This window comes from Streptomyces sp. NPDC031210, from assembly GCF_055570395.1.
This window is the reverse complement of record NZ_JBVIHH010000016.1, coordinates 79,108-95,545: the sequence shown is the minus strand read 5'-3', so window position 1 is coordinate 95,545 and position 16,438 is coordinate 79,108. Positions and strand designations below refer to the sequence as shown.

Below are 16,438 nucleotides of genomic sequence, written 5' to 3'. Positions count from 1 at the left end.
GAAGGAGAGGGGGGTGTGGTGTTCGAGGGGTGGGGGGGGGGGGGGGGGGGGGGGGGGGGGAGTGGGGGCCCCCCCCCCCCCCCCCCCCCCCCCCCCGCCGTGGCGTGTGTGCGCTGTGGTGCGGGCCGGTCAGGCGTCGGCCGCCTTGCTGATCTCCCAGAAGCGGAAGACGGTCGAGGAGTCCAGGGTCCATTCCAGGCCGGAGATCCCCTCGCGGGCGACCGCGTACTGCTTGCCCTGCCATATCGGCAGCATCGGCACGTCCTGCGCGACGATGTCCTGGAGCTCGCGGAACGCCTCCTTGGTGGCGCCGCGGTCCGGCTCGTCGGCCGTCTTGGGCAGCAGGCGCCCGGTGATGCGGGGCGAGTCGTAGTGGTTGGCGACGACGCTGTCCTTGCCGAAGAACGGCTGGGTGAAGTTGTCCGGGTCCGGGTAGTCCGGGATCCAGCCCTTGACGTAGAAGCCGAACCGGCCGGAGGCGACGCCCTTCTCGTACTCCTCGGTGGACACCGAGCGCACCCGGGCGTCGAACAGGCCGCTGTGGTTGAGCTGTTGGGCGATCTCCTGGAAGGCGGCGACGGTGCCCGGGCCGAAGCGGTCGGGGGTGGCCCACAGGGTGACCGGGGCCTTGCCGCGCATGCCCGCGCCGCGCAGGGCGGCGGCCGCCTTGTCGGGCTGCGGCCGGTCACCGTAGGTGTTGAAGAAGGCGGTGTTGTGGCCGGTGATGCCGGCCGGGACGATCGAGTACAGCGGCTCGGCGGTGTGCTGGTAGACGTCCCGGACCAGGGTGGAGCGGTCCAGGAGGTAGGCGATCGCCTTGCGGACGCCGGGCTTGCCGGCGACCGGGTCCTTCATGTTGAAGACCAGGTGCATGACCTCGGCGCTGCCGCCCTCTATGACCTGGGTGCCGTGCTGGTCGCGCAGCGAGGCCCGGTCGAGCTGGGCGATGTCCTTCATGGCCAGACCGCGGTAGGCGAGGTCCACGCTGCCGCTCTGGACGGCCTTCTTCAGCTTCTCGCGCGCGTCGAAGAACTTCACGGTCATGCCGGAGTTCTTGACCTTGGCGGGACCCTTGTAGGAGGGGTTGACGGCGAAGCGGGCGTGCTTCTTGTCGTAGGCCTCCAGGGTGTAGACGCCCGAGCCGACGGCCTTGCCGTCGGTGCGCAGCCGGTCGGCCGGGTAGGCGGCGTGGTCGACGATGGAGCCGGCGCCGGACGCGATCTTCATGGGGAAGGTGGCGTCGGGCGTCTTGAGGTGGAAGACGACGGTCTTGTCGTCGGGCGTCTCCACCTTGTCCAGGGAGGAGAACATCACGGCGGGGCCGTTCTCGTCCTTGATGCGCTTGGTGCGGTCGAAGGAGTACTTGACGTCCTTCGAGGTCAGCGCGTCACCGTTGCTGAAGGTCAGGCCGTCCTTGAGGGTGCAGCGGAAGACGGTGCTGCCGCTGTCGGTGAAGGAGCAGTTCTTGGCCGCCTCCGGCTCGGGCTTGGTACCGCCCTTGGGGAAGCTCAGCAGCGACTGGAAAACGTTGTTGAACAGCAGCCACGACCCGGGGTCGTAGCCGGCGGCGGGGTCGGTGGCGACGACCTTGTCCGTCATTCCCATGACCACGGGCTCGCCGGTGCCGGCGGCGCCCGAGTCCTGTGTGCCGCACCCGGCGAGCGCGAGAAGGGCTGTGGTCAGCCCCGCTCCGATCGGGGCGGCCAGCCACTGGTCACGCTTCCTCACTACATGTTCCTTACGATCTGGGGAAAAGAGTTACTGCGGGGTCGAGCCGCGGCGGAGGCCACGGCCGCGAGGATAGGTGTCCGGCGTCTTTCGCGTCGCATCGTCAGTCGGCGACGCCGCGGCCCAGTTCCCAGATCTGCAGCGCGGAGGAGGAGTTGAGGGCCCACTCCACGCCGGTGATGTCGTCGCGGGCGGCGACGTACTGCTTGCCCTGCCACAGCGGGAGGAGCGGAACGTCTTCGGCGATGATGTCCTGGGCCTGCTTGAAGCCGGCCGCGGCGGAGTTGCGGTCGGTCTGCCGGCGCGTCGTCGGGATGAGCTGCGTTTCGATTTTGGTGTTGCGGTAGGGGGAGTTGAGGAAGTTTCCCTTGCCGATGAACGGCGCGATGTAGTTGTCCGGGTCCGGCAGGTCGGCGAACCAGCCCATACCGTAGACGCTGTACTTGCCGGCCGAGGTGTCGGTGCGGAACTTCTGCCAGTTGTCGATGCCCTTGATGTCGACATCGAACAGCTTGCTCCGGTTGAGCTGGCTCTGCAGCGTACGGAATTCCTTGACGGTGCTGGAGCCGTAGTGGTTGGTGGTGTAGGCGAGGGTCAGTTTCACCGGGGTGGGGATGTTCGCCTCCTCCAGGGCCTTGCGGGCGGCCGGGATGCTGGGGTTCCCGTACTTGGTGAAGAAGGAGTTGATGTGGCCGGTGAGGCCGGTGGGGACGAGCGAGTAGAGCGGGTCACCGGTGTAGGCGTAGACGTCGCGCACCAGCTCGGAGCGGTCGACGACCCTGGCCATCGCCTGGCGTACGGCCTTGTTGGCCACCACCGGGTTCTTGGTGTCGAAGGCGAGGTAGCGGATCTCCTGGCCGGACGTCTCCTGGAGGGCGATGTGCTCGCTCCGGGAGTTCTCCAGGCCCTTGATCTGGTCGGGCGACAGACCGCGGTTCATCAGGTCGATGTCGCCCTTGCGCAGCGCCTTCTCCATGACGTTGGAGTCGTCGAAGAAACGCATCTCGATCTTCGCGTTCCGCGGCGCCATCCCGCCCTTGTAGTCGGGGTTCTTGGTGAAGACCGCCTTGGTGACGCCATTGCTGCGGCCTTCGGTCTTCAGGGTGTAGGGGCCCGAGCCGACGACGTCGAAGCCCTTGTAGAGGCGGTACTTGGGATACACCTCGCTGTCGACGATGGCCGCGGCCGGCGTCGCGAGCTTCTGCGGGAAGGTGGCGTCCGGCTTCTTGAGGTGGAAGACCACCTCGGTGTCGCTGGGCGTCTCGACCTTGTCGATGTCGTTGAGCAGCGACACCGGACCGTTGGTGTAGTTGATCTCGTTCAGCCGGTCGAGGGAGAACTTGACGTCCTTGGACGTGAGCGCGTGGCCGTTGGAGAACTTCAGGCCGTCGCGCAGGGTGCAGCGGTACTGCTCGTTCTGCGTGTCGCGGAACCCGCAGGATTCGGCCGCCTCGGGCACCGGCGCCGTACCGGTCCTGGGCAGCCGCAGCAGGGTCTGGAGCGTGCCGCGCAGCACGTTCCAGGCGTCGACGTCGTAGGCCTGCGCCGGGTCGAGGGGCGCGGGCGCTTCCTTGGTGGCCTCGATCCGGGAGGCGACTCCGACGACGATGGCATCGCCACCCTCACCCGCGCCGTCAGAACCGCCGCAGGCGGCGAGCGCGGGCACCAGGAGGCCGGCCAGCGCCGGCAGCACCAAGGTCTTGCGATTCATCGTCGGCAGGTTCCTTATCAGCGCAGAGGTGTTGCTCGCGTCGACATTAGTAGGAACGGCCAGCGAGTCCGGTACAGAACGGAGTTGAATCGATATGGGTACCGGATTGGAATGTGGGGGTGACCGATATCCGGACGGCGGAACGTTTCACGCGTTGCCCCACCAATCCGGACAGTTACCCCCGTAGATTCCACCAAACGCACCCCTCGGAACACCTGTTGGGTCCGCTGTCGACGGCCCGGCACGTGAGAAACCTCACGCTTTCGCTAATCCGCGCGACTGCGTGAATTCAGCCAGCGCATTCGTCACGGAAAATGAGCGTCCCGCTGCCCTGAGTTCCGGTCGGCTTTCCGGGTGACACGCTCGGTGTACGGTTCACGGGCTTTCCGTGATGAGCGACCGGAGAAAAGCCAGATCGACTTCTTCGAGCGAACGCACGACCGTCCGGCCCGGCGCGTGCGGGATCGGGGTCACGGACGGCACCGCGACGACCCGGCAGCCCGCCGCCTCGCCCGCCCGCACGCCCGTCATGGTGTCCTCGATGACGGCGCAGCGCGCGGGCTCCACACCCAGCCGGGCCGCGGCCGTCAGATACGGGTCGGGGTGCGGCTTGGTGCGTTCCAGGTCATCGCCCGCGAGGGTCAGCCGGAAGTGTTCCGGGCCGAGCCAGTGCAGCATCCGGTCGATGATGGTGCGGTGTGAGGCGGAGACCAGTGCGGTGGGCACCTGATGGGCGGCCAGTTCGGCCAGCAGCCTGCGGGCGCCCGGCATGAGCGGGACGCCCCGGCGGATGCGGGCCGCGAACCGGGCGTTGAGCAGCAGGCTGAGCTCGGCCAGGGTGATGTTCGCGCCGGTGGCCTGAATCAGATAGCCGGCACTGCGCGTCATGGGGCCGCCGACGACCACCTCGCGGTGCGTTTCGTCCAGGATGTGGCCCAGTTCGGCGAAGACCTCGGCCTCGGCCTCCCACCAGAATCCCTCGGTGTCGACGAGCGTGCCGTCCAGATCGAGGAACACGGCTTGGAGGGTCGCGGCTTCGGCCGTTCGGGTGCCGACTGCGGGGATGCTGCTGGTCATCCATCCACCTCCGTGAGGACGTCCCCGAAGGGACGAAAGGGCCGGTCGGCTCCCCGGGCTGGGGAGCCGACCGGCCACTACCGGATCGACCAGTGTACGACTGTGTGCGCGAGAGCGCGTGCGGGCGCGAGCGGGAGCCGTCCGCCGGTGCCCGGGGACGGCTCCGCGCGCGTCACCGGGCGTTGAAGTACTTCGCCTCGGGGTGGTGGATGACGATGGCGTCGGTGGACTGCTCGGGGTGGAGCTGGAACTCCTCGGACAGCTCGACGCCGATGCGCTCCGGCTTGAGCAGGTCGGCGATCTTCGCGCGGTCCTCCAGGTCCGGGCAGGCGCCGTAGCCGAGGGAGAAGCGCGCGCCGCGGTACTTGAGCGCGAACATGTCCTCGACGTCGGCGGGGTCCTCGCCCGCGAAGCCCAACTCCGCGCGGACGCGGGCGTGCCAGTATTCGGCGAGGGCCTCGGCCAACTGGACGGACAGGCCGTGCAGTTCGAGGTAGTCGCGGTAGGCGTTGGCTTCGAAGAGTTCGGCGGTGGCGCCGCCGATCTTCGAGCCGACGGTGACGACCTGGAGACCGACGACGTCCGTTTCGCCGGACTCCTCCGGGCGGAAGAAGTCCGCCAGGCACAGGCGGCGGCCGCGGCGCTGGCGGGGGAAGGTGAAGCGGGTGCGCTCGGTGCCGTCCTCGTGCAGCAGGATCAGGTCCTCGCCCTTGGACACGCAGGGGAAGTAGCCGTGGACGACGGCGGCTTCGAGGAGGTTCTCGGTCTGGAGCTTGTCCAGCCAGCCGCGCAGCCGGGGCCGGCCCTCGCGCTCCACCAGCTCCTCGTACGTCGGTCCCTCGCCGGTCCGCGCCTGCTTCAGGCCCCACTGGCCCTTGAACAGCGCGCCCTCATCGAGCCAGGAGGCGTAGTCGGCGAGCTGGATGCCCTTGACGACGCGGGTGCCCCAGAACGGCGGGGTCGGGACCGGGTTGTCGATGGCCACGTCGGAGCGGACCGAGCCCTCGGGCTCCTCCACCTCCAGCACCGCCGTGTCCCGCTTGGGCACCCGGCGCTGCTTCAGTTCCGGGAGCGAGGCCCCCGGAACGCCGCGCTTGACGGCGATCAGGGCGTCCATCAGGCGCAGGCCCTCGAACGCGTCGCGGGCGTAGCGGACCTCGCCCTCGTAGATCTCGTGCAGGTCCTGCTCGACGTAGGCGCGCGTGAGGGCCGCACCGCCGAGGATGACGGGGAAGTCGGCGGCCATCTTGCGCTGGTTGAGCTCCTGGAGGTTCTCCTTCATGATCACGGTGGACTTGACCAGCAGCCCCGACATGCCGATGACGTCGGCGCGGTGCTCCTCGGCGGCTTCCAGGATCGCGGAGACGGGCTGCTTGATGCCCAGGTTGACGACGTTGTAGCCGTTGTTGGACAGGATGATGTCGACGAGGTTCTTGCCGATGTCGTGCACGTCGCCGCGGACGGTGGCCAGCACGATCGTGCCCTTGCCCTCGTCGTCGGTCTTCTCCATGTGCGGCTCCAGATACGCCACCGCCGTCTTCATGACCTCGGCGGACTGGAGCACGAACGGCAACTGCATCTGGCCGGAGCCGAACAGCTCACCGACGACCTTCATGCCCTCGAGCAGGGTGTCGTTGACGATGTCCAGTGCCGGGCGGGTCTCCAGGGCCTCGTCGAGGTCGGTCTCCAGGCCGTTCTTCTCGCCGTCGATGATGCGCCGCTTGAGGCGCTCCTCCAGCGGCAGCGCGAGCAGTTCCTCGGTCTTGCCCGCCTTCATCGACTTGGTGTTGACGCCCTCGAACAGCTCCATCAACCGCTGCAGGGGGTCATAGCCCTCCGCACGCCGGTCGTAGATCAGGTCGAGCGCGACGGTCACCTGCTCGTCGTCGAACCGGGCGATCGGCAGGATCTTGCTCGCGTGCACGATCGCCGAGTCCAGACCGGCCTTGACGCACTCGTCCAGGAAGACGGAGTTCAGCAGGATGCGCGCGGCCGGGTTGAGGCCGAAGGAGATGTTGGACAGGCCCAGCGTCGTCTGCACCTCGGGGTGGCGCCGCTTCAGCTCCCGGATCGCCTCGATCGTGGCGATGCCGTCCTTGCGGGACTCCTCCTGCCCGGTGCAGATGGTGAAGGTCAGGCAGTCGATGAGGATGTCCGACTCGTGGATGCCCCAGTTGCCGGTCAGGTCCGCGATCAGCCGCTCGGCGATGGCGACCTTGTCCTCGACCGTGCGGGCCTGGCCCTCCTCGTTGATGGTCAGCGCGATCAGTGCCGCGCCGTGCTCCGCCGCCAGCTCCGTGACCTTCGCGAACCGCGACTCGGGCCCGTCGCCGTCCTCGTAGTTGACGGAGTTGATGACCGCGCGGCCACCGAGCTTCTCCAGGCCGGCGCGCAGCACCTCCACCTCGGTGGAGTCCAGCACGATCGGCAGCGTGGAGGCGGTGGCGAAGCGGCCGGCCAGCTCCTCCATGTCCGCCACCCCGTCGCGGCCCACGTAGTCGACGCACAGGTCGAGCATGTGCGCGCCCTCACGGATCTGGTCGCGGGCCATCTCCACACAGTCGTCCCACCGACCGTCCAGCATGGCCTCACGGAACTTCTTCGAGCCGTTGGCGTTCGTCCGCTCCCCGATCGCCAGGAACGAGGTGTCCTGCCGGAACGGCACCGTCTGGTACAGCGACGCGGCGCCCGGCTCCGGACGCGGCTGCCGCGGCGCCGGCGCCAGGCCCCGCACGCGCTCCACGACCTGCCGCAGGTGTTCCGGCGTCGTCCCGCAGCACCCGCCCACCAGCGACAGTCCGTATTCGGCCACGAACGTCTCCTGCGCGTCGGCCAGCTCCCCGGCCGTCAGCGGGTAATGCGCGCCGTCCTTGCCCAGCACCGGCAGCCCCGCGTTGGGCATGCAGGCCAGCGGGATCCGCGAGTGGCGCGCCAGATAGCGCAGGTGCTCGCTCATCTCCGCCGGACCGGTCGCGCAGTTCAGGCCGATCATGTCGATGCCCAGCGGCTCCAGCGCCGTCAGCGCCGCCCCGATCTCCGAACCCAGCAGCATCGTGCCGGTCGTCTCCACCGTCACCGAACAGATCACCGGCAGGTCGGTGCCGGTCGCCTTCAAGGCGCGGCGGGCACCGAGAATGGCGGCCTTGGTCTGCAGCAGGTCCTGGGTGGTCTCCACCAGCAGCGCGTCCGCGCCGCCGGCGATCATGCCCTCGGCGTTCTGCTGGTAGGCGTCGCGCAGCGTCACGTACGGGGCGTGGCCCAGCGTCGGCAGCTTCGTGCCCGGGCCCATCGAACCCAGCACATAGCGCTGCTGGCCGGTCGAGGCGGTGAACTCGTCCGCCACCTCCCGCGCGAGGCGGGCACCGGACTCCGACAGCTCGAAGACGCGCTCGGCGATGTCGTACTCTGCCAGCGCGGCGTAGTTCGCGCCGAAGGTGTTGGTCTCCACGCAGTCCACACCGACCGCGAAGTACTCCGCGTGCACCGCGCGGACGATGTCCGGACGCGTCACGTTGAGGACCTCGTTGCAGCCTTCCAACTGCTGGAAGTCCTCCATCGACGGGTCCTGCGCCTGCAACATCGTGCCCATCGCCCCGTCGGCGACCACCACCCGCGAGGCCAGTGCCTCACGCAGTGACGCGACTCGGGATGTGCTGGTGGACGATGGCGTGTTCGAGGCCATGGAGATGCTCCCCTGGTTGCGACGGCTGTCGGCTTTGCACCCTCCGGGAGAGGGGGCACTCGGCCAGCGTAGCTGGCGGTCCGGTACAGGTGTTCCCCGTTCCACGGCGTGGACAGCCGGGTCTTTTCCGGGCGCGGTGCACTATCCATGATCGTTGACCGAGCTCAGTCACTCCCCAAGAGTCGGCATGGGCCGATATCGTTCGGGATTGTCGAACCGCTTACCTCGGAGGTTGCCCGATGGCACGCACCATCCAGTCGCTGGAGCGCGCGGCCGCAATGTTGCGGCTGCTCGCGGGAGGGGAACGGCGCCTGGGGCTCTCCGACATCTCCTCCTCCCTGGGGCTGGCCAAGGGCACCGCCCACGGAATCCTGCGCACGCTCCAGCAGGAGGGCTTCGTGGAGCAGGACCAGAACTCCGGCCGCTACCAGCTCGGCGCGGAGCTGCTGCGCCTGGGCAACAGCTATCTGGACGTCCACGAGCTGCGCGCCCGCGCCCTGGTCTGGACCGACGACCTGGCGCGTTCCAGCGGGGAGAGCGTCTATCTCGGCGTCCTGCACCAAAAGGGCGTGCTGGTCGTGCACCACGTCTTCCGGCCGGACGACAGCCGGCAGGTGCTGGAGGTCGGGGCGATGCAGCCGCTGCACAGCACGGCGCTGGGCAAGGTCCTCTCGGCCTACGACCCGGTGGCGCACAGCGAGGTCGTCGAGGTGGAGCGGGAGGCGTTCACCCCGCGCACGGTGACGGACCTGGCGGAGTTCGAGGGGTTGCTGGAGCTGATCCGGGCGCGCGGCTGGGCCTCGGACGTGGAGGAGACCTGGGACGGCGTCGCCTCGGTGGCCGCGCCGATCCACGACCGGCGGCGGATGCCGGTGGGCGCGGTGGGCGTCGCCGGTGCCGTGGAGCGGCTCTGCCGGGACGGTGAGCTGCGGCCGGAAATCGTCGCCGCGGTACGCGATTGCGCCCGTGCGGTGTCCAGGGATCTTGGCGCCGGACGATTCTGACCCGATTCGAACCGTATGTTCACGGAAGTTTTTCGCCACGGGACCCTTGACGGGGTCTCGTGCGTAAACAAAACTGCCGTTCGTCGGTCGGCATTGTCGAACACCTAACGACAATATTCGCTATGGTGGGCACTGCCGCGGGCCGACCAACGCCCTCCAGTAGGGCGCGGACCACCGGAGGGACCCGGGGTTCGCCTTCCCCTGGACGAAGGACAAAGGAGTCGCGGGTGTCCAGCTCCGACATCTTCATCAGCGAAACCATCGGTACCGCCGTTCTGATCCTGCTGGGCGGTGGCGTCTGCGCCGCCGTCACGTTCAAGCGCTCCAAGGCGTTCAACGCCGGATGGGTGGCCATCACCTTCGGGTGGGGCTTCGCCGTCCTCACGGGTGCCTACATCGCCGCCAAGTCCGGCGCACACCTCAACCCCGCCGTCACCATCGGCCTCGCCATCAAGGGCGGCACCGAGTGGGACCAGGTCCCGGTGTACTTCGCCGGCGAGCTGCTCGGCGCCATGATCGGCGCGGTGCTGGTGTGGATCACGTACTACGGACAGTTCCGGGCCCATCTGAGTGACCCCGAGGTCCTCGCCGCCCACAACGGCGACGAGGGCATGGTCGACAAGGCCGCCGCGCCGAAGGCCGGCCCGGTCCTGGGCATCTTCTCCACCGGCCCGGAGATCCGGCACGCCGTGCAGAACCTGGCCACCGAGATCATCGCCACCATAGTGCTCGTGCTGGCGATCCTCACCCTGGGTCTGAGCGACAACGGCAAGGGCGTCGGCGTCATCGGCACCCTGTTGGTCGCGCTCGTCGTCGTGGGCATCGGCCTCTCGCTCGGCGGCCCGACCGGTTACGCCATCAACCCGGTTCGCGACCTCGGCCCGCGCATTGTGCACGCGCTTCTGCCGCTGCCGAACAAGGGCGGTTCAGACTGGGGATACGCATGGATCCCGGTTGTCGGCCCGCTGATCGGCGGAGCCCTCGCCGGCGTCATCTACCAGGTGGCATTCGCCTGAGCCGTATGACCGCCCCGCCTGAGCCCGCACAGATTCCTTGGAGCACACCATGAGCGACACCCACAGCACCGCCTCCCACGGCCACGGCCCGTTCATCGCGGCCATCGACCAGGGCACCACCTCCAGCCGCTGCATCGTCTTCGACCGGGACGGCCGGATCGTCTCCGTCGACCAGAAGGAGCACGAGCAGATCTTCCCCCGGCCGGGCTGGGTGGAGCACGACGCGACGGAGATCTGGACCAACGTCCAGCAGGTCGTCGCCGGCGCCGTCGAGAAGGCCGGCATCACCTCCGCCGACGTCAAGGCGATCGGCATCACCAACCAGCGCGAGACCACCCTGCTCTGGGACAAGAACACCGGTGAGCCCGTCCACAACGCCCTCGTCTGGCAGGACACCCGCACCGACGCGCTCTGCAAGGAGCTCGGCCGCAACGTCGGCCAGGACCGCTTCCGCCGCGAGACCGGCCTGCCGCTGGCCTCGTACTTCGCGGGCCCGAAGATCCGCTGGCTGCTGGACAACGTCGACGGCCTGCGCGAGCGCGCCGAGGCCGGCGACATCCTCTTCGGCACCATGGACTCCTGGGTCATCTGGAACCTCACCGGCGGCGTCAACGGCGGCGTGCACGTCACCGACGTCACCAACGCCTCGCGCACCCTGCTGATGAACCTCCACAACCTGGAGTGGGACCCCAAGATCCTCCAGTCGATCGACATCCCGGCGGCCGTGCTGCCGGAGATCAAGTCCTCGGCCGAGGTCTACGGGCACTGCGCCGACGGCGTCCTGGCGGGCGTCCCGGTCGCCTCCGCGCTCGGTGACCAGCAGGCGGCGCTCTTCGGCCAGACCTGTTACGACAAGGGCGAGGCCAAGTCCACGTACGGCACCGGCACCTTCATGCTGATGAACACCGGTGACGAGCCCGTCAACTCCTACAACGGGCTGCTGACCACCGTCGGCTACCGCATCGGCGACCAGAAGCCGGTCTACGCCCTCGAGGGTTCCATCGCCGTCACCGGCTCGCTCGTCCAGTGGATGCGCGACCAGATGGGCCTGATCAACAGCGCGGCCGAGATCGAGACGCTGGCCAGCTCGGTCGAGGACAACGGCGGCGCCTACTTCGTCCCCGCCTTCTCCGGCCTGTTCGCCCCGTACTGGCGCCCCGACGCCCGCGGTGTCATCGCCGGCCTGACCCGGTACGTCACCAAGGCGCACATCGCCCGTGCCGTACTGGAGGCCACCGCCTGGCAGACCCGCGAGATCAGCGACGCCATGACCAAGGACTCCGGCGTCGAGCTGACCGCGCTCAAGGTCGACGGCGGCATGACCTCCAACAACCTGCTGATGCAGACCCTCTCGGACTTCCTGGACGCCCCCGTGGTGCGCCCGATGGTCGCCGAGACGACCTGCCTCGGCGCTGCCTACGCGGCCGGACTGGCCGTGGGCTTCTGGTCCAGCACCGACGAACTGCGCGCCAACTGGCGCCGGGCCGCCGAGTGGACCCCACGGATGGACGCGGCCACCCGTGACCGCGAGTACAAGAGCTGGCTCAAGGCCGTGGAACGCTCCATGGGCTGGCTCGACGACAGCACAGTCGAGGAGTAAAACATGAGCACCCTGCAGAGCGTCCCGGCACTCGGGACGCACCCGGCCAACGGTTCGCACGCGAGCCGCGCCGAGACTCGGGAGCAGCTTTCCAAGGCGACGTACGACCTCCTGGTGATCGGTGGCGGCATCCTGGGCATCTCCACTGCCTGGCACGCCGCCCAGGCCGGGCTGCGGGTGGCCCTGGTGGACGCCGGTGACTTCGCCGGCGCCACCTCCTCCGCCTCCTCCAAGCTGCTGCACGGCGGTCTGCGCTACCTCCAGACCGGTGCGGTCAAGCTGGTCGCGGAGAACCACTTCGAGCGGCGTGCGGTCTCCCGCCAGGTGGCACCGCACCTCGCCAACCCCCTGAAGTTCTACCTGCCCGTCTACAAGGGCGGCCCGCACGGCGCGGCCAAGCTCGGCGCGGGCGTCTTCGCCTACTCCGCACTGTCCGCGTTCGGTGACGGCGTCGGCCATGTCATCAGCCCGGCCAAGGCCGCGCGCGACGTGCCGGAGCTCCAGACGGACAACCTCAAGGCCGTGGCCGTGTACGGCGACGACCAGATGAACGACTCCCGGATGGCCCTGATGACCGTCCGCGCCGCCGTCCAGGCGGGTGCCACGGTCCTCAACCACGCGGAGGTCACCGGCCTGCGCTTCACCCAGGGCCGGGTCACCGGTGCCGAGCTCAAGGACCGTATGGACGGTGAGGAGTTCGGGATAAACGCCCGCCTGGTGCTCAACGCCACCGGGCCGTGGGTGGACCACCTGCGCAAGCTGGAGGACCCGAACGCGGCGCCCTCCATCCGGCTGTCCAAGGGCGCGCACCTGGTCCTCAAGCGCACCGCCCCCTGGAAGGCGGCGCTGGCCACCCCGATCGACAAGTACCGCATCACCTTCGCCCTCCCCTGGGAGGACATGCTGCTGCTGGGCACCACGGACGAGGAGTTCGAGGGCGACCCGGCGGATGTCGCGGTCACCGAGAAGGACACCGCCCAGATCCTGGACGAGGCCGCCTTCTCCATCCGCGACCAGCAGCTCTCCCGCGACCTGATCACGTACTCCTTCGCGGGTCTGCGGGTGCTGCCCGGTGGCCCCGGCGACACCTCGAAGGCCAAGCGCGAGACGGTCGTCACCGAGGGCAGCGGCGGGATGCTGTCGGTGGCCGGCGGCAAGTGGACGACCTTCCGGCACATCGGCCGTACGGTCATGAACAAGCTCGCCGCGCTGCCCGGCCACCCGCTGGCCGAGGACATGGAGCCGATCGCGCACCTGCCGAAGAAGCTCCCGCTGCCCGGCATCGCCAACCCCAACGCGGTCGCCCACCGGCTGCTGGTGGACGGCGGCACCCCCGGCCCGCGGATGGCGCCGGAGACCGCCCGGCACCTGGCCACCCACTACGGTTCGCTGTCCTTCGACATCGCGCGCCTGGCGAACGACGACCCGGCGCTGGCCGAGCGCATCCACCCGGACGCGCCGGAGATCTGGGCGCAGGTCGCCTACGCCCGCGACCACGAGTGGGCCGAGACGGTCGACGACGTGCTGCGCCGCCGGACGACCCTGACCATCCGCGGCCTGGACACCGAGGACGTCCGGACCAAGGTCAAGGACATGCTGGAGGGCTGACGGCCCGGCCCAACGACGCCAACTGACTGTCCGTCAGTGACCCGTCGCACAACGGAATGACGAGGGGGCGGTCCACGGGGGCCGCCCCGTCGTCGTGTCCGGCGGGCCGCTCCCCGCCCGCCCGGCCGGCGCCGGGCCGGTCCAAGGCCGTCGCGGGTGCCGGTGGTTCGGAGGGTTGGTACGTGCTCACCGGGTCATAATCACCCCAGGCTGCTCAGGCCCGGCGGACCGGTGCGGCAGAGCCGGGCAGGACACGGAGGCGGCACGGGCCCGGGCGCGGTGCGCCTCACGCGCGAGGAGCGGTGGCCGCTCGACGCCGTGCCGGAGACCGGGCAGCCGGGCGTTCGGTCGGCGACCGCCCGGCTGCCCTCACCGCGGCGAGGGCGATCAGACCGCGAAGCCCCCGTCCACCGCGATCGAGGCGCCCGTGATGTAGCGACCGCCCTCCCCCGCCAGGTGCGCGACCGTCGCCGCGACGTCCGAGGCCCGGCCGTAGGAGCCGAGCGCGGTCAGCGCGGCCTGCGCCGGCGCGCTCTCGCCGTCCGCCGGGTTCATGTCGGTGTCGATCGGCCCGGGATGGACGAGGTTGGCGGTGATCCCGCGCGGCCCCAGTTCCCTGGCGAGGGCCTTGGTCAGGCCGATGAGCGCGGCCTTGCCGGTGGCGTAGAGCGTGGCGCCGGGGAAGGGGACCCGCTCCGCCAGGCAACTGCCGATGGAGATGATCCGCCCGCCGTCGGACAGATGCGCGGCCGCGGCCTGCGCCGTCAGGAAGGGCGCCCGGACGTTCGTCCGCAGCACCCGGTCCACGTCCGCCAGGGAGATCCCTTCGAACGGGCCGAGCAGTCCCGCGCCCGCGTTGTTCACCAGGATGTCGAGCCGGCCGAACCGCTCGACGGTGCCCGCCACCGAGGCCCACACCGCTTCCGCGTCCGCGCTGTCGGCACGCACCGCCCAGGCGTGCCCGCCGGCCGCCTCGATCCGTTTGACCACCTGTTCGGCCAAGTCCTCGCGGGTCCGGTAGGTGAGGGCGACCGCCGCGCCCTCGGCGGCCAGCCGGACCGCTGTCGCCTCGCCGATGCCCCGGCTGCCGCCGGTCACCAGCGCCGCCTTGCCCGCGAGCTGCCGCGCACCGGTCGCCGTCGTCGTGGTCGCCGCCGTGGTCGTCATCGCCATCGCCTTGTCTCCGCCTTTGTCGTGATCGGTCCGAGCGTCGCCGTACGCGTCGTCGGGGATGCCTCGATCCTGCGGCGCCGCGGGGCCGGAAACCGGCGGAATCCGGACGCCGTACCGCCGGCCCGGGGCCCCCGGCGGGCGCGGACGGAAGTTGGCCGAACCGCCCCCGGGACAGGTCGGACGAATGGCCACTCGTTCGTGCACAGGGGCTGCGAACGGGCACCGCGGACGCCGTAGTCTTGGGAACGCACGCAAATGGATCTGCTGCCGGCGGCCGCCCCCGAGGTGGCCCGACCGGTCGGAAGGAGGCGCTGGGTGATCGAGCTGGAGGGGGTGCCCGAGCTGATCGACCCGGTCATGGTGGCCGCGTTCGAAGGCTGGAACGACGCCGGCGACGCCGCCTCCGCCGCGGTCGCGCACCTGGACCGGGAGTGGAAGGGCGAGGTCTTCGCCGCGCTGGACGCGGAGGACTACTACGACTTCCAGGTGAACCGCCCCACCGTCTTCCTCGACGGCGGGGTACGCAAGATCACTTGGCCGACGACCCGGCTGTCCGTCGTCCGCGTCAGCGACTCCGACGGCAAGGGGCGGCCGCGCGACCTCGTCCTGGTCCGCGGCATCGAGCCCAGCATGCGCTGGCGCTCGTTCTGCAACGAAATCCTGGGCTTCGCCCATGAGTTGGGCGTGGAGATGCTGGTGGTGCTGGGCGCGCTGCTCGGCGACACCCCGCACACCCGCCCGGTGCCGGTCAGCGGCGTCACCTCCGACGCCGAGCTCGCGACGAGGCTGGATCTGGAGGAGTCGCGCTACGAAGGCCCCACCGGCATCGTGGGCATCCTCCAGGAGGCGTGCACGCACGCGGGCGTCCCGGCGGTGAGCCTGTGGGCCGCCGTGCCGCACTACGTCTCCCAGCCGCCCAACCCCAAGGCCAGCCTCGCCCTGCTCAACCGCCTGGAGGACCTCCTCGACCTGCGCATCCCGCTCGGTGAGCTGAGCGAGGACGCGCGCGCCTGGCAGTTGGGCGTGGACCAGCTCGCGGCCGAGGACAGCGAGGTCGCCGAGTACGTCCAGTCGCTGGAGGAGGCGCGGGACACCGCGGAGCTCCCGGAGGCGTCCGGCGAGGCCATCGCCCGCGAGTTCGAGCGCTATCTGCGCCGCCGGGACCCGCAGACCGGGCCGGGCGTGGCGACGGAGGGCGGGCTCGCCGACGGCCGCGACGGCTCGTATCTGCGCGACACCGCCAGCGGCCGCACCCGGCCGCGGCGGTCCGCCTCGAAGACGCCGGACGGTAAGACGCCGGACAGCAAGACGTCGGACAAGCCGGAGGAGCCGCGGGAGGAACGGCGGGAGGGCAAGGGCCCCAAGCCGTCCACGGACGCAGAGGTGACGGAGGATCAGGGAACGACGCCCGCCGGGCCCGCCGGTGCGGAGGACGCACCCGGGGCGCCGGGCACCGCGGACGGTTCGCGGTCCTCCGGCCAGGAGGGGCGCCCGCCCGGCACCGGCGACGCCGGTCCCACCGAGGACGGCCCGGACGCCGGACCGGCGGACACCGGACGCTGAGCCCGTTCCCCTGCCCAGTGCTCAAGGGGCGCCGCACCGGTCACAGTGCCGGGCGGCGCCCCCCGCGCTTTCCCGACCCGGTCCGACGCCACCGGCAACGCCCGCGGCGCGCCGGGCGGTTGGCGTCTTTCGGCCGGATCGCCGACCTCCTGCGGAACGCCGGCCTCCTGTGAGAACGGGGCGGCTTCTCCAATCGGTGGAGGAGCTACGGAGAAGAAAAAGAGGAGGGCCGCGAGCAGGGGTTACAATTCCACCCCGAACAGAGCGTCGACAGCG

General features: G+C 70.0%; 10 protein-coding genes. 5 read left to right on the top strand and 5 right to left on the bottom strand.

Annotation, left to right across the window (positions count from 1 at the left end; translation table 11 throughout):
• Positions 1-129 precede the first annotated feature (129 nt).
• The 4 genes from ACZ45Z_RS26580 to metH all read right to left on the bottom strand — a co-directional run bounded on the left by ACZ45Z_RS26580 (position 130) and on the right by metH (position 8,198).
• A complete protein-coding gene (locus ACZ45Z_RS26580) occupies positions 130-1,728 on the bottom strand; it encodes an ABC transporter substrate-binding protein (RefSeq protein ID WP_468367248.1) in 1,599 nt (532 codons plus the stop codon).
• A gap of 103 nt (positions 1,729-1,831) precedes the next feature.
• Positions 1,832-3,439: an ABC transporter substrate-binding protein gene (locus ACZ45Z_RS26575; protein ID WP_468367245.1), complete on the bottom strand. Its 1,608-nt coding sequence runs from the start codon at positions 3,437-3,439 to the stop codon at positions 1,832-1,834.
• Between the two features lie 375 nt (positions 3,440-3,814).
• Positions 3,815-4,516, bottom strand: a complete 702-nt coding sequence (locus ACZ45Z_RS26570; protein ID WP_468367243.1) for an HAD family hydrolase — start codon at positions 4,514-4,516, stop codon at positions 3,815-3,817.
• 172 nt (positions 4,517-4,688) lie between these two features.
• Positions 4,689-8,198 carry a methionine synthase gene (gene metH / locus ACZ45Z_RS26565; RefSeq protein WP_468367241.1) on the bottom strand — a complete coding sequence of 1,170 codons (3,510 nt, stop codon included), beginning with the start codon at positions 8,196-8,198 and terminating at the stop codon, positions 4,689-4,691.
• 239 nt (positions 8,199-8,437) lie between these two features.
• On the opposite strand from metH, the gene ACZ45Z_RS26560 reads away from it, so the two are divergent.
• From ACZ45Z_RS26560 to ACZ45Z_RS26545, 4 genes are all read left to right on the top strand, one after another.
• Entirely contained in the window at positions 8,438-9,202 is a 765-nt protein-coding gene (locus ACZ45Z_RS26560) for an IclR family transcriptional regulator (protein ID WP_468367238.1), read from the top strand.
• A 227-nt stretch (positions 9,203-9,429) separates the two neighbouring features.
• Positions 9,430-10,218 (top strand): MIP/aquaporin family protein, encoded by a 789-nt coding sequence (locus ACZ45Z_RS26555; protein WP_468367235.1) that lies wholly within the window; start codon positions 9,430-9,432, stop codon positions 10,216-10,218.
• Positions 10,219-10,267: 49 nt separating this feature from the next.
• Positions 10,268-11,818, top strand: coding sequence for a glycerol kinase GlpK (gene glpK, locus ACZ45Z_RS26550; RefSeq protein WP_468367232.1), 1,551 nt, complete (start codon positions 10,268-10,270; stop codon positions 11,816-11,818).
• A gap of 3 nt (positions 11,819-11,821) precedes the next feature.
• Positions 11,822-13,426, top strand: a complete 1,605-nt coding sequence (locus tag ACZ45Z_RS26545) for a glycerol-3-phosphate dehydrogenase/oxidase (RefSeq protein WP_468367229.1) — start codon at positions 11,822-11,824, stop codon at positions 13,424-13,426.
• A gap of 387 nt (positions 13,427-13,813) precedes the next feature.
• Here the strand turns inward: ACZ45Z_RS26545 and ACZ45Z_RS26540 are convergent, their stop codons facing one another.
• Entirely contained in the window at positions 13,814-14,599 is a 786-nt protein-coding gene (locus ACZ45Z_RS26540) for an SDR family oxidoreductase (protein WP_468367226.1), read from the bottom strand.
• Positions 14,600-14,914: 315 nt separating this feature from the next.
• On the opposite strand from ACZ45Z_RS26540, the gene ACZ45Z_RS26535 reads away from it, so the two are divergent.
• The gene (locus tag ACZ45Z_RS26535) at positions 14,915-16,162 is read left to right on the top strand and encodes a PAC2 family protein (protein ID WP_468367223.1); all 1,248 of its coding nucleotides are present in this window, start codon (positions 14,915-14,917) and stop codon (positions 16,160-16,162) included.
• The last annotated feature ends 276 nt before the right edge of the window (positions 16,163-16,438 follow it).

Coding starts and splice junctions, on each gene's coding strand:
- ACZ45Z_RS26575 (WP_468367245.1), bottom strand. CDS start 3,439: ATGAATCGCAAGACCTTGGTGCTGCCGGCGCTGGCCGGCCTCCTGGTG.
- ACZ45Z_RS26570 (WP_468367243.1), bottom strand. CDS start 4,516: ATGACCAGCAGCATCCCCGCAGTCGGCACCCGAACGGCCGAAGCCGCG.
- metH (WP_468367241.1), bottom strand. CDS start 8,198: ATGGCCTCGAACACGCCATCGTCCACCAGCACATCCCGAGTCGCGTCA.
- ACZ45Z_RS26560 (WP_468367238.1), top strand. CDS start 8,438: ATGGCACGCACCATCCAGTCGCTGGAGCGCGCGGCCGCAATGTTGCGG.
- glpK (WP_468367232.1), top strand. CDS start 10,268: ATGAGCGACACCCACAGCACCGCCTCCCACGGCCACGGCCCGTTCATC.
- ACZ45Z_RS26545 (WP_468367229.1), top strand. CDS start 11,822: ATGAGCACCCTGCAGAGCGTCCCGGCACTCGGGACGCACCCGGCCAAC.
- ACZ45Z_RS26540 (WP_468367226.1), bottom strand. CDS start 14,599: ATGGCGATGACGACCACGGCGGCGACCACGACGACGGCGACCGGTGCG.